At 61.8% G+C, this 24,651-nt stretch carries 17 protein-coding genes; 6 read left to right on the top strand and 11 right to left on the bottom strand.

Annotated features, from left to right (window positions below):
* Window positions 1–169: 169 nt before the first annotated feature.
* From hisB to VJ464_19345, 6 genes are all read right to left on the bottom strand, one after another.
* Window positions 170–757: an imidazoleglycerol-phosphate dehydratase HisB gene (gene hisB / locus VJ464_19370; GenBank protein HKQ07294.1), complete on the bottom strand. Its 588-nt coding sequence runs from the start codon at window positions 755–757 to the stop codon at window positions 170–172.
* A 20-nt stretch (window positions 758–777) separates the two neighbouring features.
* A complete protein-coding gene (gene hisC / locus VJ464_19365; GenBank protein ID HKQ07293.1) occupies window positions 778–1,905 on the bottom strand; it encodes a histidinol-phosphate transaminase in 1,128 nt (375 codons plus the stop codon).
* The gene (hisD, locus tag VJ464_19360) at window positions 1,898–3,256 is read right to left on the bottom strand and encodes a histidinol dehydrogenase (protein ID HKQ07292.1); all 1,359 of its coding nucleotides are present in this window, start codon (window positions 3,254–3,256) and stop codon (window positions 1,898–1,900) included. The genes hisC and hisD overlap by 8 nt, the downstream gene beginning before the upstream one ends.
* A 111-nt stretch (window positions 3,257–3,367) precedes the next feature.
* A complete protein-coding gene (locus VJ464_19355) occupies window positions 3,368–3,784 on the bottom strand; it encodes a hypothetical protein (GenBank protein ID HKQ07291.1) in 417 nt (138 codons plus the stop codon).
* 114 nt (window positions 3,785–3,898) lie between these two features.
* On the bottom strand, window positions 3,899–5,566 hold the full coding sequence (locus tag VJ464_19350) for a S41 family peptidase (protein HKQ07290.1): 1,668 nt from the start codon (window positions 5,564–5,566) through the stop codon (window positions 3,899–3,901).
* A 93-nt stretch (window positions 5,567–5,659) separates the two neighbouring features.
* Complete coding sequence (locus tag VJ464_19345; protein HKQ07289.1) at window positions 5,660–7,669, bottom strand: S9 family peptidase; 2,010 nt, start codon at window positions 7,667–7,669, stop codon at window positions 5,660–5,662.
* A 377-nt stretch (window positions 7,670–8,046) separates the two neighbouring features.
* Here VJ464_19345 and VJ464_19340 point away from each other — a divergent pair, with 377 nt between their 5' ends.
* Together VJ464_19340 and VJ464_19335 are read left to right on the top strand one after the other, a co-directional pair.
* Window positions 8,047–8,616, top strand: a complete 570-nt coding sequence (locus VJ464_19340; protein HKQ07288.1) for an O-acetyl-ADP-ribose deacetylase — start codon at window positions 8,047–8,049, stop codon at window positions 8,614–8,616.
* A gap of 246 nt (window positions 8,617–8,862) precedes the next feature.
* Window positions 8,863–10,101, top strand: coding sequence for an MFS transporter (locus VJ464_19335; GenBank protein ID HKQ07287.1), 1,239 nt, complete (start codon window positions 8,863–8,865; stop codon window positions 10,099–10,101).
* A gap of 92 nt (window positions 10,102–10,193) precedes the next feature.
* Here the strand turns inward: VJ464_19335 and VJ464_19330 are convergent, their stop codons facing one another.
* Together VJ464_19330 and VJ464_19325 are read right to left on the bottom strand one after the other, a co-directional pair.
* On the bottom strand, window positions 10,194–11,099 hold the full coding sequence (locus VJ464_19330; GenBank protein HKQ07286.1) for a DUF4097 family beta strand repeat-containing protein: 906 nt from the start codon (window positions 11,097–11,099) through the stop codon (window positions 10,194–10,196).
* A 166-nt stretch (window positions 11,100–11,265) separates the two neighbouring features.
* Window positions 11,266–12,225, bottom strand: a complete 960-nt coding sequence (locus VJ464_19325) for a threonine/serine dehydratase (GenBank protein HKQ07285.1) — start codon at window positions 12,223–12,225, stop codon at window positions 11,266–11,268.
* Between the two features lie 291 nt (window positions 12,226–12,516).
* On the opposite strand from VJ464_19325, the gene VJ464_19320 reads away from it, so the two are divergent.
* Genes VJ464_19320 through VJ464_19310 form a run of 3 tightly spaced genes read left to right on the top strand, consistent with a single transcriptional unit; the run spans window position 12,517 to window position 18,721 of the window.
* Window positions 12,517–15,981, top strand: coding sequence for a glycoside hydrolase family 2 TIM barrel-domain containing protein (locus VJ464_19320; GenBank protein HKQ07284.1), 3,465 nt, complete (start codon window positions 12,517–12,519; stop codon window positions 15,979–15,981).
* Between the two features lie 16 nt (window positions 15,982–15,997).
* Window positions 15,998–17,410, top strand: a complete 1,413-nt coding sequence (locus VJ464_19315; GenBank protein HKQ07283.1) for an APC family permease — start codon at window positions 15,998–16,000, stop codon at window positions 17,408–17,410.
* 3 nt (window positions 17,411–17,413) lie between these two features.
* Entirely contained in the window at window positions 17,414–18,721 is a 1,308-nt protein-coding gene (locus tag VJ464_19310) for a DegT/DnrJ/EryC1/StrS family aminotransferase (GenBank protein HKQ07282.1), read from the top strand.
* A gap of 111 nt (window positions 18,722–18,832) precedes the next feature.
* Here the strand turns inward: VJ464_19310 and VJ464_19305 are convergent, their stop codons facing one another.
* Together VJ464_19305 and VJ464_19300 are read right to left on the bottom strand one after the other, a co-directional pair.
* Entirely contained in the window at window positions 18,833–20,545 is a 1,713-nt protein-coding gene (locus VJ464_19305; protein HKQ07281.1) for a hypothetical protein, read from the bottom strand.
* 15 nt (window positions 20,546–20,560) lie between these two features.
* On the bottom strand, window positions 20,561–22,021 hold the full coding sequence (locus tag VJ464_19300; GenBank protein HKQ07280.1) for a PhoPQ-activated protein PqaA family protein: 1,461 nt from the start codon (window positions 22,019–22,021) through the stop codon (window positions 20,561–20,563).
* 161 nt (window positions 22,022–22,182) lie between these two features.
* On the opposite strand from VJ464_19300, the gene VJ464_19295 reads away from it, so the two are divergent.
* Window positions 22,183–23,358 (top strand): metallophosphoesterase, encoded by a 1,176-nt coding sequence (locus tag VJ464_19295; GenBank protein ID HKQ07279.1) that lies wholly within the window; start codon window positions 22,183–22,185, stop codon window positions 23,356–23,358.
* 6 nt (window positions 23,359–23,364) lie between these two features.
* Here the strand turns inward: VJ464_19295 and VJ464_19290 are convergent, their stop codons facing one another.
* The gene (locus VJ464_19290; GenBank protein HKQ07278.1) at window positions 23,365–24,648 is read right to left on the bottom strand and encodes an MFS transporter; all 1,284 of its coding nucleotides are present in this window, start codon (window positions 24,646–24,648) and stop codon (window positions 23,365–23,367) included.
* Window positions 24,649–24,651: the final 3 nt, after the last annotated feature.

Below are 24,651 nucleotides of genomic sequence, written 5' to 3'. Positions count from 1 at the left end.
CGTTAGGAGCGCGATGTTTATAGTTATCGAGTCGGCTGGTTCTTCAAGCTCCGTAGGAGCGGAATGTTGACATATCGCCCCTACGGGGCCTGGTTCTTTGTTATCCCCGGTGACTATAAACATGGCGTCCCTACGGGACTGCTTACTGCCTCCTGCCTCCTGCCTCCTGTCATAGGACGCCTTTGGTTGACAGCACGCCTTCGATGCGCGCAGAGGTGCGCGTCGCGGCGGACAAGCTGCGGGCGGCGGCCTTGAAGACCGCTTCGATAATGTGGTGCTGGTTCGCGCCGTAGAATAATTCGACGTGCAAGTTGCAGCGCACTTCCTGGGCGAATGAGCGCCAGAAATGCTCAACCAGCTCAACGTCCAGCTCGCCGATGCGCTGCCGGGTGTTGGTGACGCGATAGACAAAGAAGGCCCGCCCGCTCAGATCAACGACGGCGCGCGCCAGCGCCTCGTCCATCGGCACGTAGGCGACGCCGTACCGCTCGATGCCGCTCTTGTCGCCGAGCGCTTCGGCGAACGCCTGGCCGAGCGTGATGGCGATGTCTTCGACCGAATGATGGCCGTCAATCCGCAAGTCGCCGGCGCAGGTCAGCTCAAGGTCGAACAGGCCGTGACGGGCGAACAGGTCGAGCATGTGATCGAGAAAGCCGATGCCCGTAGCGACCGTGGACGTGCCGCGCCCGTCCAGGTCAATCTTGACGACGACATCGGTTTCGCGCGTCGTGCGCCGTTTCTCTGCGACTCTTGCCATGGTTGGCCTCCACGACTGCGCTAAGCTGCGCCCATCACCTCTTCGAGCGCCGCGATCAGGCGGTCGTTTTCGGCGGGCGAGCCGAGCGATACTCTGAAGTAGTCGGCCAGCATCGGATACTTGCTGACGTCACGAATCAGTATATCGCGAGCCAGCAACTCGTTGAACAACTTTCGCGGCTCGACCCGCGTGCGCGCCACCAGAAAATTCGCCGCCGATGGCACCGGCTCAAGGCCGGGAATCGAGGCGAGCACCGCAAAGACGCGCTCGCGCTCGCGGACAATCAATTCAATCCGCGGGCGCAATAACTCATATTGCTCACAGGCGACTTGCGCCGCCATCGCCGAATAGAAGTTGAGGTTGTAGGGCAGCGTCGCCTTGTGAATCTCGGTCGCAAGCCGCGGCGACGCGAGCAGGTAGCCGACGCGCAAGCCGGCCATGGCCATGGCTTTTGAAAAGGTTCGCAGCACGACGAGGTTCGGCAATTCGTCGAGCAGGGGCACCACCGTGCGACCCGAAAATTCGTGATAGGCTTCATCAACGACAATGAGCCCATCGAAGTCGCGGGCGAGCCGGCGCAAGTCGTCATCGCTGATGCGGCAGCCGGTCGGATTGTTCGGCGAGCAGATGATGATCAGGTCGGCGCGCTCGTTTGTCGCGCAACGGCGAATCGCTTCAACATCGAATTGCAGCTCGCGGGTGAGCGGCACGCCGAGGACTTCGCCGCCCAAGACATTGACGATCTGGCGATAGAGCGTGAAGGTCGGCTCGGGCAGCACGACGCGTGTGCCGGGGCTGACGGTCACCATCAGCGTCGCCTGGATCAATTCGTTCGAGCCGTTGCCGGCCAGCGTGCCTTCGGCTCTCCAGCCCGCGAACGCGGCCAGCGCTTCGAGCAACGCCGCGGGCACAAAGTCGGGATAGCGCGCCCACGGGCGCTCTGAGAGCCGCCGTTCGACTTCGCGCTTGATCGCCGGGGGCATGTCGAACGGGTTCTCGTTCTGATTCAGCTTGATCGTCGCGCGGTATGGCGGCAGGGTGTAAGCCGCGATGGCGCGCACCGCCGGCTTGATCTTTTGCAGGGGGTTGGCGGATGGGGGTTGGGGGTTGGGGCGGCTGCTCGCTAATTTGTTACCTTTATCACTCACCAGTTTCGCTCCTTGATGTGGCACCAGACTCGTGTTCCGTCCCGACGCCTGACGCCCGACCCGCATCACCCGTCCTAATCAGGACAGCGCGCTTGTGCGCCGTCAACCCTTCGCTATCGGCCATCGCGGCGATGGCGTCGGCGTGGCGAGTGACCGCCTCGCGCGTGTAATGAATCACCGACTGGCGCTTGAGAAAATCATAGACGCCGAGCGGCGACGAGAAGCGCGCCGTCCCGACCGTCGGCAGCACATGATTCGGGCCCGCAAAGTAATCGCCGATGGGCTCGCTCGAATAAGCGCCGAAAAAGATGGCGCCGGCGTTTTCGATCATCTGTGCCGTGGCTTCATCGTCAGCCGTCATCAGCTCAAGGTGCTCAGGCGCGATGCGATTCGATAGCTCGCAGGCGGCTTCAAGCGAATCAACCACGAAGATGGCGCCATACGAGTCGAGCGAAGCGCGGGCGATTTCGCGCCGTTCCAGTGTGGTTAGCTGGCGCTCGACTTCGCGCGCCACGTCGCGGGCCAGGCCGGCGCTCGTCGTGATGCAGACCGCCGAAGCCTCGGCGTCATGCTCGGCCTGTGCGAGCAGGTCTGCGGCGACAAAGGCGGCGCGGGCGGTTTCGTCGGCGATGACCACGACTTCGGTTGGCCCGGCGATTGAATCAATGCCGACCGCGCCGTAAACCAGCTTTTTCGCAGCCGCGACATAGACATTGCCCGGCCCAACGATCTTATCAACCCGCGGCACGCTCTCGGTGCCGAAGGCGAGCGCGGCGACCGCCTGCGCGCCGCCGACGCGATAGACTTCCGTGATGCCTAGCTCGTGGATGACGGCGGCGACCGCCGGCACTTTTTCGAGCGTGCCGGGCGGCGTCGCTATGGCGATGCGGCGCACGCCGGCGACCTGTGCCGGGACGGCATTCATCAGCACGGATGACGGATAAGCGGCGCGTCCGCCGGGCACGTACAGACCGGCAGCAGCGACCGCACGCATGCGCTGGCCGACGGTGGCGCCACCGGCGAGTGAGATTTGCCAGTCGCTTTCGCGCTGGCGTTCATGAAAGGCGCGGACGTTGCCGATGGCCTGGCGAAACGCCTGCACAGTATGGGTGTCGGCGCGCGCGGCCACCGCTCGGATGAATTCGGCATCGACGCGAATCTCGTCCGGCCTGAGCGTCACGCCGTCGAATTTTTCGGTGTAGTGGATGAGCGCCTCGTCGCCGCCGGCGCGGACGCCTTCGATGATCTCGGCGACCCGCGCCATCAACTCAGGATGCATCTGCAACGTGCGCGAGCGAATGCGCTCCAGCGCCGCGTTCGCTGTCAGCGGGTTGTAGGCGACGATCTCCATTGGCTCTGACGGCGTGCTTGCTGTTGAAATGAGAACGGCTCTAAGCCAACAAGCTAGCACGCCGTCAGGGCAAAAGGCAAAGCGCGGCAAGTGAGGGATCGGCGGTCGGCTTTAGGTTACCGTGCAGAGCGTCTGGGTCGCCGGCTCTTTATAAGTGCGCACAAGCTCTTCGAGCTGTTTTTGAATCTGTGCGTTGCTGTGACGGCTGACAAGCATCGGCTTGAGCTTGAGCAGCACTTCATTAATAAGGCCGGGTTGCTGCGAGGCGAAGATGATGCGCCCATCCACCTCCAGCTTCATTGCGGGCACGTCAACATCGGGAAAGCCTTTAGGGAAGTCGCGCTTTCTTTCAAGGCGATCCCAGGGCGGCGAAAGAATCTGCATGCGCCAGTTCTTGGAATCTTCGCCGCGGACGATGCCCGAGGCGATATAAACGTCGGTTATTTTGCCCTTCAACCAGATACAGTCGCCGCAGTAAGTATGTTGCACGACCGTCAGCACATACTCCGGCGCTTTCGAGTTCAGCATAGCTGAGTCCTTTCGCGGGGTCTTAGATCATGGGGTTGAAACCGTAGGGGCAAACGGGTCCTGGTTGCTTATAAAATGCGCGCGCGGCCATGTCAATAGTTGGATGACGGCGGCTCACGGCTGGCGGTCGGCGCGGGCGCGGCGGGCGTTATCGGAGAGGGCGCGCGCCTGATCGAGTGATTCGATGGCTTTGCGGAACTGCACGTCGTCGGCGAGATAGACCTGATCGCCGGCGTCCGCGCCATAAGCCGTGCTCATCAACTCGCGCCGCAACTGCGAGCGAACGTAATCGAGCTTGTTGGCGAACTGCGCGTCACTGACGTTGAACTGCGGGCGGGTGGCGATATAAGCGCGGAAAGCGGCGACCAGCGCATCGTTGATCGGAAAGCGGTTGAGGTCGTCACCGTTGAGCCGGGATTTGGATTGAGTTTCGGTGATTCGGTATTCGCGCAGGCCGTTGATCTGGCCCGCGGCGAGTTGGCGGACGAAATGAAACGCGCCGTAGAACAAGCGTCCGCGCACCACCCCGGTCTCGGGGGCTTTTACTTCGATGTCGGGCGTGATGCCGCCGCCGCCATAGACCAGGCGGCCCGCATCTGTGTGCAGCGCATCACCGCGCGCCGCCTCCGTGCGCTCCGCATCGGCGCGGTTGAAGTAGTAATCGTAAAACGACACGTTGGCATAGTTGCGCTGAATCAGCCGGCCCGTCGGCGTGTAATAGCGCGCCGTCGTCAGCACCAGCCCTGTGCCTCCCCAGAGGCGAAAGACGCCCTGCACCAGCCCTTTGCCAAAGCTGTTCTCGCCGACGATCAAGGCGCGGTCGTGATCCTGAAGCGCGCCGGCGACGACCTCTGAAGCCGACGCCGTGCGGCGGTTGATGAGGATCACTATCGGCAAGGTTTCAGGCACGTTGTTGTCCGGCACGCGGTGGATGGCCGGCGCGGCGTCTTCATCGCGCCCGCGCACCTCGACTATCTTTTCGCCGGGCGGCAGGAATTTCATCGCCACTTTGATGGCCTCGTCGAGCAAGCCGCCGGGGTTGTCGCGCAGGTCGAGCACGAGCTGGCGCATGCCGTCCTGCTTCAAGTGCGCCATCGCTTCGGTCATCTCTTCGTCGGTGCGCGCCGAAAAGCCGCCGGTAAGCGCGATGTAACCGACGTTACTCTGGCTGATGATGAACGCGTTGCGCACCGTCGGCAGCTTCACTTCGTCGCGCTTGATGTTAAAGGTGATCGGAGTGGGGACGCCTGCGCGCTCGACGACGATCTCGACCGAATCGCCCTTCTCGCCGCGCACCGCGTACATCACCTTTTCAGTCGTCCAGTCTTCGGCGTTCTGTTTGTTGATGGAGACGATGGCGTCGCCATAGCGCAGCCCGGCGCGCCAGCTCGGCCCGCCCGGCGTCACCGATAGGATGTAGACGTGGTCATAGCGCTTCGAGATCGTCACACCGATGCCGTAGGTACGACTGCTCTGCTCGGTCTGCATGTCATCGAATTCGGATTTGGTGAAGAAGGTCGAGTGCGGGTCGAGCTGATGGAGCATGCCCTGGATAGAGGCTTTGCCGAGCTGTTCAAGGTCGGCGTGACCGGCGTAACTTTCCTGAACCGTTTCCAGCGCCTCCTGAAATTCGGCGCGCAACTCTTCGTCGGCGTCAGGCGCGCCGGCAACGACGTGCACGGCGCGCGGCGAGCCGAAGTAACCGCCGGCCAGCGTCGCCACAGCAATGACGCAGACGGCAAGCAATGGCAGGGCGCGCGACTTGAAAAACTGCTGCACCATGTAATTTCAGCATAATACAGATCAGGGGCTAGAGGCCAGGAGGCTAGGGGCCAGGGCAAGCCTCCTGGCCCTGGCCTCTAGCCCCCCTGGTCCCTATTCCTTCTTGCGGTACTTCTCGAACCAGCCGCGCAGGTAGAGGATTTGCGACAGACGGTTCGACGGGTGGCGCGGCGTCGCGTTGTACGGGTGGTATTCATCCTGTATGCGCACCATCAGCGTGTCAACTTTGCGCAGCTTGAGGGCGCGGTAATACTGCTCGGTCTGCTCCATCGGCGTGCGCAAATCCAATTCGCCGGTCATCAACATCGTCGGCGTCTTGACGTTGCCGACATAGGTGATCGGCGAGCGCCGCAAGTGCTCGGACGGGTCTTCCCACGGCAGCTTCTTGAAGTTGTAGTACCAGTCGGCGCTGTCAGTGGTGCCGACGAAGCTGTACCAGTTGACCACCGGCTTCATCACCACTGCCGCGGCAAAGCGGTTGGTGTGGCCGACAATCCACGAAGTCAGCACGCCGCCGCCCGAGCCGCCGCAGACGAAGAGATTGCGCTCGTCTATGTAGCCTTTCTTGATCACTGCGTCAACGCCGTTCATCAAGTCGTCATAGTCTTCGCCGGGATAGTTGAACTTGATGGCGTTGCCGAACTCCTGGCCGTACCCCGTCGAGCCGCGCGGGTTGGTGTACAACACGACGTAGCCTTCGGCGGCGTGATTCTGAAACTCGAAGTTGAAGCCGACGCCATACATCCCGTGCGGCCCGCCGTGAATGTAGAGCATCAGCGGGTACTTCTTCGACGGGTCGAAGTCGGGCGGCTTGACGATCCAGCCCTGCACCTTCTTGCCGCCAACGGAGTCGTACCAGATCTCTTCCTGCGCGCCGAGCTTGCGGCCTTCGAGCAGGTCGCCGTTCACGTCCGTCAGCTTACGGGGTGTCGGGCTCTTGAGGCTGAAGGCGACGACGTCGCCCGGCTCGGTCGGGTTTGACAGCACGCCCGCCACCATCCCATTTTTCGTAATCGAGGTCACTTGCAGTTGCTGCACGCCTTGCGTCACGGCTTGCGGCGCGCCGCCGCGCAGCGCCACGAAATAGAGATTGTCCGAGCCGCGATCTTCACTGGTGAAATAGATGCCGCCGCCATCATTGGCCCAGATCGGCCTGGCGGGCGAGCGGTCGAAGCCTTCGGTGAGCACGCGGCGGTTCTTGCCGTTCATGTCCATCACGTAGAGCTTCGAGACGATATAAGTGTCGTCGGTGTTGTCGTAGCCCGTGTACGCGATCAAGCGGCCATCGGGCGAGACAGCCGGGCCTGAATCCGGGCCGCGCCGGTCGGTCAGCTGCGTGATGCGGCCATCGGCGAGCGCCAGCGAATAAATCTCCGACTCGCGCCACGCGTATTCAGCTTCAGCCTTGCGCAGGCCGCTGAAGACGAGATGTTGTGAATCCGGCGTCCATTCGGGCGCGCCGTGATTGAAATTCCCGTCGGTCAACTGGCGCGGCGTGCCGCCGGTGTCGGGAATGACAAAGATGTGCGTGAAGCCTTCGGGCCGCATGCCGACGGTGTCGGCGCGATAGTCGAGGCGGTCAATGACGCGCGGCGGGTCAACCCACTTTGCGCCCGCCGGTCGCTGCGGCATGCGGACGGTGAATTCCTGCCGCGACGGCACGTTCATGGTAAAAGCGATGCGGTGGCCATCGGGCGACCATTCGAGGTTCGACGGCGCGCGTTCGAGATGCGTCAACTGTGTCTCTTCGCCGCTGTCCATCCACTTGACGAAGACTTGCGCGCCGGCGGGTTGCCCCGGCGCGACGTAAGCGATGCGCCGGCCATCGGGCGACCACTGCGGCGACGAGCCTTTGACCAGAAAGCGCTGCCGCGAGCCGTCGGCGTTCATGATCCAGACATCGCTTTCGTACTTGTCATTGACCTTGTCTGTCCAGCGCCGCGTGAAGACGATCTGCGAGCCGTCGGGCGAGAGCTGCGGCGCGGCAACGCTCTCCCAATCGAGGTAGAGATCGAGCGTCAGCTTGCCGCGGTTCTGCGCCGCGCCGACTGCCGCGAGCGCGATGACCAGCGCCAGGCTTATTGTGATGTTGCGAATTCGCATAATGAGGCTCCTCCTGATGAGCGGGTTATTCATTCCACTGACCTTGCGCAAAGATGAAAGAGTTGCGGTGAAGGCATTCTACGGTTGCGTCGGTGCGTTTCTGCTTCACTTCTCTCGTGCGTTCTTGCATGAATAACTGAAACTTGGTGGTTTCGCAAGCTCACCCGTTTGGGAAAAGTATGGCCCAGGTCGTTCTACCCACTTCGGACAGCACCTTGTACTAGAACAGCGTCAACACTTTCTATAAGCTCCTCGATTATACTATTGGGGAGGTTGTGCATCTGGGCGCGCAGCGAATTACTCATGCTTTCTTTCAGTGCCGCTCGCGCGCCCGGTAAGGCGGGGCGATAGGCGTCTCATGATGGAGGTGCTGGGTGATGAATAGTTCTGAGAATATGAAAGCCTTTTTGCGCGGTCGAGTGACCCTCTTTGTCGGCAATATTACAGAACAGCAGGTTGATGTGATCGTGAATGCCGCCAACTCTACCTTGTTCGGCGGCGGCGGCGTTGACGGGGCGATTCACCATGCCGGCGGGCCGCGGATACTTGAAGAATGTAAAGATATCCGGCGCACACGGTTCCCCCAGGGTTTGCCTACGGGAGAAGCGGTGATAACCACGGGTGGCCATCTCAAAGCCCGCCATGTGATTCACACCGTCGGCCCCATAATGGGAAAGCATGGAGGGAAAGAGGCGGAGTTGTTGGCGGCCTGCTATCAAAATGGCCTTGCGCTGGCCGTCCAACATGGTCTCAAAACCATAGCTTTCCCGTCTATTTCGACCGGAGCCTATGGCTATCCGCGTGAAGCGGCTGCCGCGGTGGCATCAGAAGCTATCCGCAACTTTCTAATCCGTGATCAGCATCTCCAAGAGGTCCGTTTGGTATTTTATACGACAGGCGACGCGAATGTATTCCTGAGGAATCATAGATTTTTAGATGACAGATAAGCAAGGTTGTGGATAGACTATTGCGCCGCTTGGCCGGCCGTTGCCGCGGCGCCGTTCTTATCGTTCCCGGTGCCGTTCGCGCCCCGCTGACGCGCGGCGTCAGACGCACTCAGAATGGGCAACATTGATCAAAGTCGCGCCGTATACTCCTTGAAAGTGATTGCCGAAACCATCAGTAGGGCAGACACGCAGCCCTACCTAACGGAGTGATCGATTATGTCAACAGTGCCAGCGCCCGCGCCTCAATTGACGATTCGCGAAGTCCTCAAACTAGTACCAGTCCGCCGGCTTTGGCTGGCGCAACTCGTGAGCGTCTTCGGTGACTTCCTGGCGGTTTTTGCCGTGCTCAGCTACGTGTCCTTTAACCTTCACGCCTCGGCGGCGCAGGTCACCTTAATCAGCATTTCCTTCATGATTCCCTTCGCGCTCATCGGCCCGGTCGCCGGCGTCTTTGTTGATCGTTGGAACGTTAAGCGCACGATGATCGCCAGCGACCTGATCCGCGCCGCCCTGGCGCTCGCGCTCGTCTTCGCCGCGACGCTTGGGCAGGTCTACGCGATTCTGTTTCTGCTGAGTGCGGTGTCGACATTTTTTGTACCTGCGCAAACGGTCACCTTGCGAACCATCGTCCCGCCTGAAGGGTTGCTGGCGGCAAATACCCTCATCCAGCAAGCCTTCCAGGTCATGCGCATCATCAGCCCGGCGCTGGCCGGCGCCATGGTGGGCTGGTTCGGCGCCAGTTCCTGCTATTACCTTGACACGCTCAGCTTCATCTTTTCGGCGGCGATGATTGCAACCCTGGTGATCGCGCGCGAGCCCGCGGCGCCGTCGAAGGAGAGCCATCGGCTGAAATCCGTATTGACCGATTTGCTCGCCGGGCTGAAGTTTATTTTTACCCACCCGACCATCTCCTTCGTGATTCTGGCGATGGCCGCCGGGATGTTTGCGGTCTCCTGTTTCGGACCGCTGATCGCGGTCTATGTGCGCGACGAATTGCAGGCCAATTCACTCGCGTTCGGCATCATCAATTCACTGATCGGCGTCGGCATGATCGGCGGCACGCTGTTGATCAGCCGGTTCGGGCAAGGCGTCTCCAAGACCCGCCTGTCGCTGTGGGGGTTGAGCACGATGGGCGGATTCGTGGTTGTGATGGCCGCCTTCAAGACCATTGCGGCGGCTTCTGTAGGGATGTTCGGGCTTGGCGTCGGCGTGCTTTTTGTTATTGTGTCGGCGCAAACGATTATGCAGGGACAGACGCCGATGGAAATGGTCGGACGGGTGAGCAGCAGCTTCATGTCCGTGTTATCGATAGCGCAGTTGGTGGGCCTGGTGATATCGGGCTCGCTGGCACAAGCGCTTGGGATTAGGAATCTATTCTTTGCCAGCGCCGCCATGCTGTTTCTGATCACGGCACTCGGCTACTTCCGCTTGCCTCAGGCGGCGGCGGTAACCGCCGCGACGCCACAGGAGCAATCAGGGGATTAGAGCGGTTTTCAGATGGGTGTAGCGCAAGCCAACCGCCTTGCGCTACACAGCAAACGCAATCGTAAACCGCTTAGATAACCAGGCCACCTGGCTCAGTTCGTTCGGCGGTGCTTATGACTCGCGGAAGTGATCGTGATCGGCCCGTTCACCGTTGACATTCGTATAACCGGAGCCGATTCTCCGAATTCGATGACATTCGGCCTGTCCCAGGTTCGCATCGCCTGTTTGCATTGCACGGCCCGGCATTCGACCGGAGAATGCCCCGCGGATTCGACGCGCACAGGGGATTGATAGCCTTCAGGCAGCGTCAGCGTCAGTGGTCCATTCTGAGTGATCGCCTCTAACTCTCCGGACTCCCATTGCCCGCCTTCCAAATCAACGCCGATGGGGCCATTCTGCGCCTCAAGGTGATACTCTCCGCGGTTACCCGACACATTGATGGGGCCGTTTTGGGCGCGGGCTTTGATCTTTCCGGAGACATCGGTAAATGAAATAGGGCCGTTGGTGGTGCGCGCCTGGACGGTTGCCGATAAGCCGTTCAGGCCAATCGGGCCGTTGCTCGATTCCAGTTCCAGGCTCGCTCCGTTGGGAGCCTGCACCAGCAGATAACCGATCCATGTTTCGCCGTCCGGCCCTTGCACGCTCAGTTGCCCATCGTGAACGGAAAGCGAGAGCTGATCCAGGACCGCCCTGGCGTCGGCCGCCGTGTCGCCGGCAGCGCCCATGCACGCCTTGATGGAATAGTCGCTGCGATCCCACCCCTGAACAAAAATTCCTCCATGATGCGGAGCCTGAATCCGCAGCGTTGAGCCCGAATTCTGCGGCAGGGTCATCGCCTGCTCCGACCGCAGGACTTCTCCGTCCGGAACGGTCAATCTCACTTGCGAGCAATCGCGAAGCTCCTTCTCAGAGCCGGTGGTGATCGAGAACCCCTGATGCTTCCTCCGCTGTCCGGCTTCGGCGCTGTGAGCAAGACCAAAACCGGCGAGCGCGACCATCAGCAATGCGACCGTAGTGCTTTTCATATATCTACTCCCTTTCTGAAGGCTGTTGCATGAAACTCATAGCAATTAAGACGCGACGCGGAAGAAAGTGTTAACGAGCCTGTCCCGGATCAAAGTCCCGCCCGGCGGCGGCTACGCTTTCGCGGCGGCGCTATTGAAATTAATGGGCCACCGTCTCGCCGGTGAGGATGGCGCAGAGTTTGCCGAAATCTATGTTCCCACCTGAGACGATACAGACCACCCTACCGCTGCCCGCTTTGCCGGCTAGCGCGCACGCCACCGGACACGCCCCCGCCCCTTCGGCGATGATGCGGTTGCGTTCAGCCAGAAGCCGCACCGCAGCGGCGACTGCTTCCAGGTCTGCGACGAGCGAGCCAGCGATCAGCCCCTGTGCGCGTTCGAGCATTTGCGGGAAAACCGTCTTCGAGCCGATGCCGTCCACGAATGAAGGGGAATAGTTGACCGTCTGTGGCGACCCAGCCGCGAGCGCGGCGATGAGCGGCGCTGCCGTCGCTACCTCTGCGGCAAACACCTTGCACGTCGGACGGAGGGCGCGCATCGCGGTTGCGATGCCGCAGGTCAGACCGCCGCCGCCCCACGGCACGACGACGGCGTCAACCTCCGGCAGGTCTTCGATGATTTCGAGCGCGATGGTGCCGTTGCCGGCCATCACATGAAGGTCGTCAAACGCATGAACGAAGGGCGCATTGACACCAGGATAGGCGCGTTGCTCAAAGGCTCTCCACCACTCCTCGAACGGGACCTTGATGACGCGAGCCCCGAGCCGCTCAATGGCTCTGACCTTGGTTTCCGGTGCCGTCTCAGGCGCGACAACGGTGCAGGGGATACCCATACGACGCGCCGTCCAGGCGACGCCCTGCGCCATGTTGCCTGCCGACGCCGTGAGCACGCCGTGAGTCAATGTCTCGGTCGGCATGTGTCCCATAGCAGTAGCAGCGCCGCGGATTTTGAATGAGCCGATGGGCTGAAGGTTTTCGAGCTTGAGATAAATCTCAGCCGGCGACTCTTTGATGTCGAGTCGGACGAGCGGCGTGCGGATCGCGGCGTCAGCAATCCTCAGTCGAGCCTCTTGAATGTCGGCAAGCGATGGCAGCATCATGCGCTCCATCTTACACCAGGGTGCGAGAGATGGGAGACAAACACAGAGGCACAGAGACACGGAGACACGGAAGCGGCACCGAGAGACCTCCGTGTCTCCGTGCCTCTGTGTCTCTGTGTTTAATTCATCTTTTGAATGTCAAGAACTGAATGGCCCACAACTGCGGGCTGACACAAGGCTGATCTTCAGAGTAGAATGTCCCGCGTCATTTCCACACCCCGAACCGTAAAGCAGTGACGGTGAAGCTGCACACAAGCGGCAATGATTGTTGCTCGCTCAGAAAGAACCAGGATGACTAAGCTGGCCGCCCTGATCTTATCTCTCCTTTCTGCTGCCGTGATGGCTGAGGCGCAAGGGCGCACCTGGACCATCCAGCTCGAAGAACCGACGGGGATCGAGCGGCGCGACCGCGAGGCCGTGCGATTGGTCACTCGCTTTGCCGCGGGCCAGGCGCGCGCCGCGCAGTTGCGCGTGCTCGACGATGTGGGGCATGAACTGCCGGTTCAAGTCGTCGTCAGCGACGCTCACCCGGACGGCACGATCAAGTCAGCCGAGATTCTTTTCCCGGCCACCTTTATACCCGGCAACCTGCCGCGCTATCGGCTCCTGGCTTTGCCCGTCGCCTCGCCTCCACAAAAGCCCAACGAGCGCGGCGGCGATTACCAGAGCGACATCGTCGTGCGCCGACTGGGCACGAGTCGCATCGAGCTTGGCAATAGCCGCTTCGGCATCATCATCAACCTGGGCAAAGACCAGACGCCGCCGGCGATTGTTGAAGCCTACAACCGCACGGCGGGCGACCAGCGCATGCTCAACCTCGTCGAAACGACGCCGAACCTGAAAGAGCCGCTCGCCTTCGGCCTGAGCAGCGCCGGCTGGGGGACAGCGCTCGCAGGCAACGCCCGCTCGGCAGGGTTTACAGAAGTCAACGTGATCGAGGCAGGGCCGCTGCGAGCGCGTGTGCAGCTCAGAGGGGCGCGGCTCGGGGCGAGCGTTGAAGAGTGGGAGTTTGAATGGTACGCCAACAGCCCGGTCATCGTCTGGCGCGCGCGGACCACGGCTAAGGCCGGCACCTACGGCTTCTTCTTTTCGGCCATCTCGGCTTCGCCTTACGAACCGTTCACACACTGGGCCGGAGGGGCCGAAGAGGGCTGGCCCGACGGTTGGGAGACCGACAACCCGCCGCACGAGAAAGTCATTCTGCAAAGCCCTGCGACGCAGGCGCGCGATTTTGATGACCTGCCCGGCGGCCATGTCCTCTACTACAATCCGCGGGCGAACTATGGCGCGCTCGACTTCATTGAGCTGGACTCGGCGCTTAAATGGTCAGGCGTCGGCGCGCGACAGTTCTACGCCGCGCGGGAGCTTGGTGCTGCCAGGCCGCAGGCGCGGCAGACAGGCATCGCGGCGATCAAACGGCCTGAGATGATCGAGCGCCAGGCAGAGTGGTCATCACAGATCGCCATCGCCTTCCCTGAGTGGCGCGGCACCGAAACCCTGCTCGAAGCCCGCGCTTGCTATCGCAGGTTCGCACAGCCGATCCTCGCGCACGCGCTCGCGCCCGAACCGCTCGCGCAAGTCCCGGCTTACACGCCCGCCGCCAGGACGGCCGCCTATACAATCGAATCTCTGCCCGCCAAAGATGAGCTGACCAGCGGCGAGAAATCCGGCGTGGTCGAGCTTTCGCTCGATGGCGCGTGGAAGCTGGCATCGGCGGAAAAAGGCGAGGGCGAACGTCAGCGACTCTTTGATGGCGCGACCGATGACTCCGGTTGGCAGACGGTTCAGGTGCCCGGTACGGTTCACACACAAATCCTGAAGTACCCGGCCTACTACACGCACGAGGCAGAATGGATCAGCTTCAAAGAGTGGTGGTATCGCAAGCGCTTTCGCGTGCCCGCCGCGATGCAGGGCAAACCGATCCGCTTGCAATTCGGCGCGACCGATTACTACGCGGACATCTGGCTCAACGGCAAAAAGCTCGGTCGCCACGAAGGCTACATTGACCCTTATGAGTTTGAAGTCACCGATGAGCTGAACCGCGATGGCGACAATCTCATCGCGGTGCGCGTCTGGACGCCGGTCGATTATTACTGGCGGCATCGCCCCTACACCGTCAAAGGCTCGTACGGCGCGGTCGATCAGAAGCCTGACAATATCACGCCGCTCGGCATCACGCGCGGCGTGCGCCTGGTTGCCAACCCTTCCGTTGTCATCGAAGAAGTCGTCGCCCGGCCTTCGCTAAATCCAGACGGCTCAGCCGACGTTGACGTGGAAGCGGCTCTCAGAGCCGATCAGATGGAAGGCAGGCTAGAGCTAACGCTTGCGCCGCGTAATTTCTCGGGCGACGAACGACTGAAGGCAAGCGTAGATCTTTCGAGTCTCGCCGACCCAAGCGCGCGGCGCTTTCAGATTCGATTCCACTTAAACAAGCCGCAACTATGGTGGACGTGGGATCACGGCAAGCCGAACCTCTACACGCTGTCGACGCGGGTTCTGGTGGACGGGCAGGTTGCCGATCAACGCGCACAGGCAGTCGGCGTTCGCGAGATCGAAAAGGTCGGCTGGGTCTTCTACCTCAACGGCCATCGCCTCTACATTCGCGGGACGAACTCTTACTACCTTGAGCTGTTCATGTCCGAGATGAGCCGCGAGAAGTATGCGCGCGACATCAATCTGATGAAGAGCATGAACATCAACATGATTCGCCTGCACTGCCACTTTCAGAACCCGGAGTTCTATGACCTCACGGACGAGGTCGGCATTCTCGTCTGGCAGGATTATCTCGAAGCCTGGTATCCGCACGACACCGAGTTCGCGCTTCAAGCGGCGCGGCTCTACGACAACCACATTCGCATGGTGCGCCATCACGCGTCGCTTGCCATCTGGGCGACCTGCGACGAAGAAGACCCCGAAAATTACCGCGTCCTGACCAAGCACCTGGCCGGTCGCTTGTACGCCACGGATGCGGAGCGCCGCGCCGTCATCCGCAGCACGGGACGCTTCGGCGACGGCCACATTTATTACGGCTGGTACGGCGGCAGCATCTGGGAATACACCAGGAGCGAAGAGAAATTCATTTCGGAGCTTGGCGCAACGGCGCTGCCCGATTATGAAACCTTGACGCAGTTTCTTCCCGACCACTGGCCCATCGAAGCCCACAAGGACGAGTGGATATTTCGCAAGCTGCAAATCCCGGAAGCGATGCGCGCCTGGGGTCGCCCTGACGGCCTGACGCTCAAGCAGTACATCCCGCGCACGCAGGCTTACGTGGCCCGGCTCCACCAACTGGCCATCGAGCGCATGCGGCGGCGCAAGTATGACGCCGGCGGCATCCTTCACTTTCACGCCATTGATTTCTGGCCGTCGGTGACCATGGCGGCGCTCGATTATTTCCGCAGGCCGACGAAGTCTTACTTCACCGTGCGGCGCAGCTTTCAGATGGTGCTGGCGAGCCTGGAATACGACCGCGATACCTGGCGGGTCAAAGAAGATTTTCGCTGCGGCCTGTGGATTATCAACGATCACTGGTACGCCATCCCCGGCGCGCGCGTCCGCTGGAAGATTGTCGATGCCAGCGGCGCGGCGATCACCGCAGGCGAGATGGCAGTCAACATCGAGGCAGACGTTTCAGCGAAGCTCACGGACGTGCGATGGCAGCCGGCGGTCGCGGGGAAGTACGAGCTGCGCGCCGAAGTGATGAGCCGCGATGGCGAGCGGCTGTCGGAAAATCTCTACGAGTTTGACGTGCAGTAATACCGAAGAAGAAACGATGGGACCAAAACCAACAACCGGCGAAGAGCAGTCGGCTCACCTGCTGCGGCGCTTCGGGATGTTGCAGGCGACGGCGCTCAACATGTCGAACATGATCGGCATCGGTCCGTTCATCACTATCCCGCTGCTGATGTCGGCGATGGGCGGGCCACAGGCGATGCTCGGCTGGTTCATCGCCGTCTTGATCGCCATACCCGACGGCATGGTGTGGAGCGAGCTTGGCGCCAGCCTCCCCGGTTCGGGCGGCACCTACGTCTACTTGCGCGAAGGCTATGGCCGCGAGTCTTATGGCCGGCTGATGGCTTTCTTGTTCATCTGGCAATTCATCTTGAGCGGCCCGCTAGAGATCGCCTCCGGTTACATCGGCTTCGCCAAATACACCGGCTACATATGGCCGGCGGTGACGCCGCTGCAAACCGCGCTGGTCGCCTCGGTGGTGGGGGCGATCAACATCGCCTTGCTCTATCGCCGGATCACTTCAATCGGCAAGATCACCGTCAGCCTGTGGCTCGGCACGATGGTCACGAGCGCCGCGGTGATTGTCACCGGGACGATGCACTTCGACGCAAAGTTGGCGTTTGATTTCCCGCCCGGCGCATTCACTTTTTCGCTCGGCTTTCTGCTCGGCCTGGGCGCGGCCACACGCATCGGCGTCTACGACTACCTCGGCTATTACGACATCTGTTACATCGGCGACGAAGTCCGAAACCCAGGCCGCGTCATCCCGCGCTCGATCATCATCAGCGTGCTGGCCGTCGCCGCGATCTATTTCGCGATCAATCTATCGATCATCGGCATCGTGCCGTGGCGCGAGTTCGTTCCGTACGAGGCGCACCCGAACGCCGACTTCGTCGTTTCGACCTTTATGGAAAAGATATACGGCTCACGGGTGGCGACCGTCTTTACGGCGATGGTGCTGTGGACGGCGTTCGGGTCGGTCTTCGCGTTGCTGCTCGGCTACTCGCGCATCCCGTATGCGGCAGCGCAGGACGGTTACTTCTTCAAAGTCTTCGGACGCCTGCACCCGAAGAAAAAATTCCCCTCGGTCTCGCTGATCGTCATCGGCTTGCTGGCGATTGCGTGCAGCTTCTTCTCGCTCGGCGTCGTGATCGACGCGCTGATCACGACGAGGATACTGATTCAGTTCATCGGCCAGATCTTCGCCGTAGGGCTGCTCCGCAAGCGAGCGCCCGACTTGCCGCGCCCATACCGCATCTGGCTTTACCCGCTGCCGAGCCTGATTGCGCTGATGGGGTGGGTCTTCATCTTTGCGACTTCAGACCTCTACATCATTCTGTTCGGGCTGGGGACGCTTGTGGCCGGCGTCGTGTTTTTCTTCATCTGGTCATGGCGCACGACGCGCTGGCCGTTCGCGAGGGCGGCTGAAACTGTCGATCAAGGGAGAAGCTGAGTGATGGCTAAACTGGCAATCGCCGGCGGCTCGCCGGTGCGAACGAAGCCGTTTCCAGAGTGGCCGCGGTTCGATGATCGCGAGCGGCGCGCAATCAGCGATGTGCTGGAGAGCCGCAACTGGGGCGGCTACCCGTTCCCGAATCAGCAGGCCGAGCTTTTTGCGCGGCGCTTCGCCGACCACCAGAGCGCGCGTCATGCGCTGTGCGCGGCGAACGGGACGGTGACGCTTGAGATCGCGCTGAAAGCCGTGGGCATTGCGCCGGGCGATGAAGTGATCGTACCGGCCTACACCTTTGAAGCGACTGCCGCGCCCGTCCTGCGATTGGGCGCGGTGCCGGTCTTCGTCGACGTGTTGCCCGACACCTACTGCATTGACGCGGCGGCGGCGGCAGCAGCCCTCACGTCACGCACGCGGGCGATCATCCCCGTTCACCTGGCGATGAACATGGCCGACATGGACGCGATCAGCGAGCTTGCGGCGCGGCACGGCCTGAAGGTCGTCGAAGATTGCGCCCACGCGCACGGCGCGAGATGGCGCAATCAAGGCGCGGGGTCAATCGGCGACGCCGGCTCGTTCAGCATGCAGACGACCAAGCTGATGACGGCGGGCGAAGGCGGCGTCGTCACAACAAATGATGATGAGGTCTTTGAGCTTTGCCAGTCTTACGTGAATTGCGGGCGGGCCAGCCAGAGCGACCGCTTTGGCCATCGCCGGTTGGGGTTCAACTATCGCATGACGGAATTTCAAGCCGCCATCCTGCTGACTCAGCTTGAGCGATTAGCTGAGCAGACAGAGCGACGGATGAAGCAGGCATCGCGGCTCGCGGAAGGCTTATCGGGCATCGCGGGCATTGAGTTGCTCAGGCGCGACGAGCGGCTGACGACGCAGGCGATTTATCAATTCGTTTTCAAGATGGATAAGCGAGCCTTCGGCGGCGCGTCGCGTGACCGCGTGGTCGCCGCGCTCGAAGCCGAAGGCATTCCTGCCGACGGCTTGTTTTATGAGCCGGTTTACCGCAGCGCGCTCTTTCAGGTTGACCCGCGAGATTTTCCGGCGCTCGGCGTGCGCAGCGGCGAAGCGTTGCCGTGGGCCGCGACGCGCTGCCCCGTAGCCGAGCGCGCGGCGTATGAAGAGTCCGTCTGGTTGCCGCATCAACTGTTGCTTGGCAGCTCTGAGGACGTAGGCCAGATCGTTGAAGCCGTCGGTAAAATTCAAAGCAACCTTGACGAGTTGCTGCGCGCCGAGCATCCGTTGATCGCCATCAAGCAGACGAACCGCGCCGAGCGCCCCCGGCTGGAAGCCCATTGAAACCGCAGAGGGCGCAGAGGAACACAGAGGATTATCCGGCCTCCGCGTCCCTCTGCGCCCGCCGCGTGCGAAGCACATCTCCAGCCATCCTGCGGTAAATCTGCTCAGGCATCAACTGCCAGCGAGAAACTTGTGATAGCGGCCCAGCCAGTAAGGCAGCAGGAAGAATGCGCCATCGTCTTCGCCACGCCCGCCCGCTGAGTCGTCGAGCTGAAACGGGTTGCTATTCCACTTCATCACTCGCCGCTCATCCGGTGGCAACAGCCGCGAGGTTTGCGCTTTGTCATGCCGCTCGGGCGAAGCGTCTGTCGGCACGTCGCGCCGCTGCGAGTTCTTTACCGACCACTTGATCAAATCCATCGGGATGCGATAGAGCGTGCGCGTCGCCGCTTCCACCGGCACCTCTCTGGCGGGGTTGCAAACCGCGTAGATGAACGTCCACAGCGGGTTGGCTTCGCGCCGGATATTCACCCACCACTGCTCCAAGCCTTCGCGGTAAACCGCGAGCAGCGATTCATCCGTCTCGTATCGAAAGAGCGGATAGTACGAGAGCATCGCCAGCTCTTCGTCCGAATAGTTCAGCTCCTGGCGCAGCCGCAGGTAGGTCGTCGTGTTCTGGTGATAGCCCCGCTCGCTGATGAGCTTGCGGTATTCGCGGTCATAACGCGCGTCGCCGGTCATGTGATAAGCGGCCTTCAGGTGTGACAGCAACTCAAGCGACCGCAGCGCCCGCTCTTCGCGGCCATCATCGGTCTCGAAGTACGCCGCATCGTAGCGGCCCCAGCGCGTCGGCCCGCCGTGCATGTCTGTCAGGTTGTAACCGTGACCGATCAGGTGATCTGCCATGCGAGCGACCGCCGCGCGCAGCTTGTCTTTTAAGCCGCGGTCGGGGATCAGATCATAGGCGACCGAGTAAGCGAAGAAGTGGCCGACGATCTCGTCCGAGCTGGTATCGGCTTTCCATTCCCATTCGCCATCCGGCGTGAAGTGCCAGATGCCGTCTTCGTGCCGCGGCTCGGCGCGCTCGCGGAATGATCGCGCAGGGAAGCCGCTGCGCCCGGTGATCGCTTCCAGCCGCAGCATCGCTTCGACGGATCGCCGCATCGCATCGAGCGCCCGCGCGTCTTTCGTGACGGCATATCGAAACGCCTCTGCCGCGACATAAATCGCCGTCCACAGGCCATCATTATCGTTCGGGTACTGATGGCTGGTCGTGAGGTTGCCGGGGTCGCGCAGCTCGGAATCGGCGACCAGGTCATGACGTTTGTGCCGCTTAGTGATGCGCCGCTCAAAGGTCGCGGCCTTGGCGGCGAGCGTCAGGGGACGGAATTCGATATGACTGATGCCCGCCGGCGTTTGCACCCAGACCGACCCGGCAGCGCCCGCCGCAATCGCTGTCACTTCATCGGCCGGCAGATAGCGACGACCTTCGAAGTACTGCCACCTCTCCCAGTCGTCGCGGCTGACTTGATACCTGATCAAGCCTTCGTCGCCGCCGGCCCACACCGCGCCGTCGGTGGCAATCGCTATGGCGCGCAGGCGGCCTACGGGCAAGCCGTCATTAAAAGAAAGCCGCGCGCGCGGCAGCGATTCGCGAACCAGCGCCTCGGCTTCCAATCCCCACCGCTGGCCGCCACCTTGTGCATGTTGTTGGCGATGACGAAGCTGCTCGCGAATGCGGGCCGGCACTCGCGCGTCGTCGCTTGCGTAGAACGTGCGGAACTTCTGCGGCGTGGCGCGCAGCTTCACCGCCGCCGGCACGGATGGGGGCGGCAAGATCGCGACGATCAAGCTGAAGGCGAACAACGAAGTCAGGCGGCGCATAGATGAGAGAACGGCTCAACGGGATCCGGAGCCCGGTTTGCCCGCAGGCATCAGTCGCCCTTTCTTCGCGTCTTCCCATTTGAATGGCAAGATGTCGGGAACCACGCTCACTTCGGTGGTGAACTTGAACGGCGTCTTGCCGCCGCTCGGATAGACCAGCTCGACGAAGAGAGCTGTGTAGCCGCGCGCAGGCTTCTCGACGCGCCCGACGTAAACGCCCGGCTTCGCTTCGCTCAACGCCGTGCGCGTGTAGGCTTTGCCGATGGTGTCAACGCGAAAGTCGCGCGCCTCAGGGTTAGTCGCCTGCCAGAGATTCACCTCCAGCGGCTTGTCTTTGACGGTGACGACGAGCGCGCCGTCTTTCTCTTTCACCCATGAAAACTGCGGGCGGCGAACCTTGTTCAGCACCGCTTGATAAAACGCCAGCAAGCTCTCGGCGGCGTCCGTGCCTTCCAGGTTGTGCTTGGCGTTCGGCACATAGCGCAGGTACTTCTCGCCTTCGATCCGCGAATAATAGAACTGCGAATTGTCAGGCAGGAAGAACTGATCGCCCGACGCATTGACCATATACTTGGGCATCTGCCTGACGCGTTCGCGCTTGAGGTAGTTGTAAGGGTCTTCGATAGCCAGGATGTGCTGATATTCGGGCGTGCCGACCTTATCGGGGAAAATCTTATGGCGGACGTAATCTTCGAGCGCCTGCGAGAAGAAGCCATACGCCTCGTACTGGTGGCGGGTGATCGGCTCGGAATTCAGCGCATCGATGACGACCGGCATGATGGCGCGCACGCGGCGGTCAACGGCGGCCACAAGCCATGTCGTCCAGCCGCGCTTCGAGCCGCCCGATACGACAAAGTCGCGAACCTTGAAACGCCCGCCGGCGTCGCCCGCCATAAATTCTTGAATGGCGTCCAGCGCCCGCACGCCGCTTTTCACCATCGCCAGCCGCACCAGCCACGCGTCGTCGCCGCTCTGCATCTGGCGGACGCGGCTGTAAGCGATCAGGTCGTCTTCCGAGCGCCGCTGATCGGGCGAATCGGAAAAGACCAGCGGCTGGTTCGGCACCATGCGCAACTCGGCGACGACCGATTGCGTCTCGACCGCGAAGCGGATCAATCGCTCGGTTGCGCCGGCGGGCATCGGGTCTTTGTTGCTGCCGCCGCCGATGAACAGCAGCGCCGTGTCGTGGCTGATCTGCTCAGGCTTAACAATGATAAGCCAGTGCTTCCAGACGGGGCGATCAACCTCCGCGGCGCTGCGCCAGGTCTGCGAAGTCAGCTCGATGACGCTGCATTTGTAGCCCGGCCCGGCAGTCGTCGCCATCGGCTTCCAGGCATACGCAGGATCGGGCTTGGCGATGTAGCGGTCGAGCGCCGTCTCTTGCGCCGCCGCTGCCGGGCCGCCGAGCGCGAGCAGCGCCAGGGCGAACAACAGCAGGCCGAGCCGTCTGCTTGCAAACAGGCAAAGAGAGTTCATGGCTTTATCCTTGTGAGTAGTCGCGACGGAGGCCATCGGCCCCGTTTCAGGTCTAGCTTTATATCACCTTTACAAACATCTGGCCATGCCGACCGGCTCCCGGTTAAACTATCAGAGTGCGCGGCCCCCGCCGTGTGTCCCAATCCAGGAGATTGTAGTTTATGAGCAGTAAGACTACCCGTGTCGTGGCGGCATCCTTGTTGACCGTCTGCCTGTTGCTATCCACCTTCGACTCGACGCAGGCGCAGACCTGTAACATTCGCTTCGCAGTGATTGGCGATTATGGCCGGGCGGGTCAGCCCGAGCGCGACGTCGCCGAGCTGGTCAAGGGCTGGAGTCCTGACTTCGTCATCACCGTGGGTGACAACAACTATGAGGACGGCGCGGCCTCGACCATCGATCAGAACGTTGGCCAGTACTATCACGAGTTCATCGGGCCATACCTGGGCAGCTACGGCGAAGGCGCGGCGACGAACCGCTTCTTCCCGGCGCTCGGCAACCATGACTGGGAGGCGGCGGGCGCGCGGCCTTACCTCGACTACTTCACGCTGCCCGGCAACGAGCGTTACTACGAATTCGCCTCCGGGCCTGTGCACTTCTTTGCGCTCGACAGCGACCCGAGCGAGCCGGACGGCGTGCGCAGCGACTCGGCGCAGGCGAACTGGCTGCGCGCGCGGCTCGCCGCGGCGACCGAGCCGTGGAAGGTCGTCTACTTTCATCATTCGCCATACTCGTCGGGGCTAGAGCATGGCTCGACCGGCTACATGCAATGGCCGTTCAAGCAGTGGGGCGTGACGGCGGTCTTGAGCGGTCATGACCATGACTATGAGCGCGTCGTCCGCGACGACTTCCCTTACTTCGTTGACGGCGTCGGCGGCAAGAGTCTGTACCCCTTCTTCCCCCTGCCGGTCTCCGGCAGCCGCAAGCGCTACAACGACGATTACGGGGCGATGCGCGTAGACGCTAACCCGGATCAGATCACCTTCAAGTTCATCACGCGCACGGGCGAAGTCATTGACACTTACACGATGGGGAGCGCGCCGCGCCGCGCCCCCGACGGGCCGAGCGACCTGATGACGACCGGCAGGGGCAAGCGGCTCATCGATCTGGCGTGGACTGCCGTGGGTTGTACGCACGAGGGCTTCAAGGTCGAGCAGTCTGAGGACGGTATCAGCTTCAAAGAGATTGCCACGGTCGGCGGCAACCTGACGGCGTACACAGCGGCGGGGCTGGCGCGCGGGACGACTTACTACTTCCGCGTCCGCGCCTACAACGCCGCCGGCGACTCGGCGTATTCAAACGTCGTCAGCGCCACGACCAAGCGTAAACATCAGTAGCCGGCGCTACCCGCTGGCCGGGGCCCGCACAGGTTGCGCGCTTGAGCGCGTCAGCCTGCTGATCCCATAAATCATCAGCAGGGCGATCAAGAGATAGATCACCGAGTTGGCGCTGATCGAAGCGCCCATGCCGAAACGCTCTGATGCGGCGGCAATGGCGACAGGGGCGATGCCGCCGCCGAGCCAGCCTACGGAATTCATGAAGCCGACCGCCGAAGCTCGATGCTCGGGACGCACCGTGTCATGCAGCGACGCCCAGATGTTCGCGTCATAAATTCCTTTGAAGTAACCGAAGCCGACAAGCGCCAGAATCAGCACCGGCACCGAGAGCGTCCAGCCGGCGACAAAAATGAACGGCACGCCGAGCAGCAAGCCCACCGCCTGCGCCATCATTCTGCCGGCGCGATGCCGCCGCGCCAGCCGGTCCGCAAGCACGCCGCCGCTGATAACGCCGATGACCGAAGCGATCTGCAAATAAGCGGTGCCGCTCAAGCCCGCCATCGCCAGACTCATGCCGAACTTGCGGTACAGGAAAGAGGGCATCCACGTCAGGAAGATCATCGCCACGAAGTTAGCGCCGACGAAAACCGCGGTGAGCAGGCGCACCATCGGATTGCCGAACAACTCGCGCACGGTCGTCATCACGCTCGCGTTGCCGGTGTGAAGTCCGGCGCGCGATTCTTTTGCATCGGCGCTTGATGCTTTTTCAGCGGCGGCAGGATCGCGCGCCGGCTCGCGCAGCAATAAAAGCAGCAGCAAGCCGTAAAGCAGCCCCGCCGCGCCGAAGAGATAAAAGCTGGAGCGCCAGCCATAGTACTGACCCAGCAAGCCTGCGACGCTGCCGCCGGCAATCGTTCCGGCATAGACGCTCGATTGATGCAGCGCCATGGCGCGCGACCGCGTATCCGTGCCGTGATAATCGCTCAGCAATGACATGGAAGCCGGGAAGTAGAAGGCTTCGCCAAAGCCTTCGAGGGCGCGGAAGATGACCAGGTGCGTGTAGGTGGTCGAGAGCGCCGTCGCCAGCGTGATGAGAGACCAGAAGAGCAGGCCGGCGATGACCAGCGTCTTGCGCCGCAGCCGGTCGCCGACCAGCCCGGCCATTGGCCCCGCGGCGGCGTAGACCCACATGAACGCCGAGCCGACGATGCCCAACTGTACGTCGCTCAGCCCCATCTCTGACTTCAGCAGCGGGAAGACCGAGAAGATTGCCTGGCGGTCGGCGTAGTTAAAAAAGCAGACCGCCCAGAGCAGCGCGACGACCAGCCACTTATAGCTTCTTTGGCTCATGAT

This window comes from Blastocatellia bacterium (assembly GCA_035275065.1).
In the GTDB taxonomy this organism is placed as follows: Bacteria; Acidobacteriota; Blastocatellia; order UBA7656; family UBA7656; genus DATENM01.
Note: the sequence above shows the minus strand (reverse complement) of the source record. Positions and strands in the feature narration are given on the sequence as shown.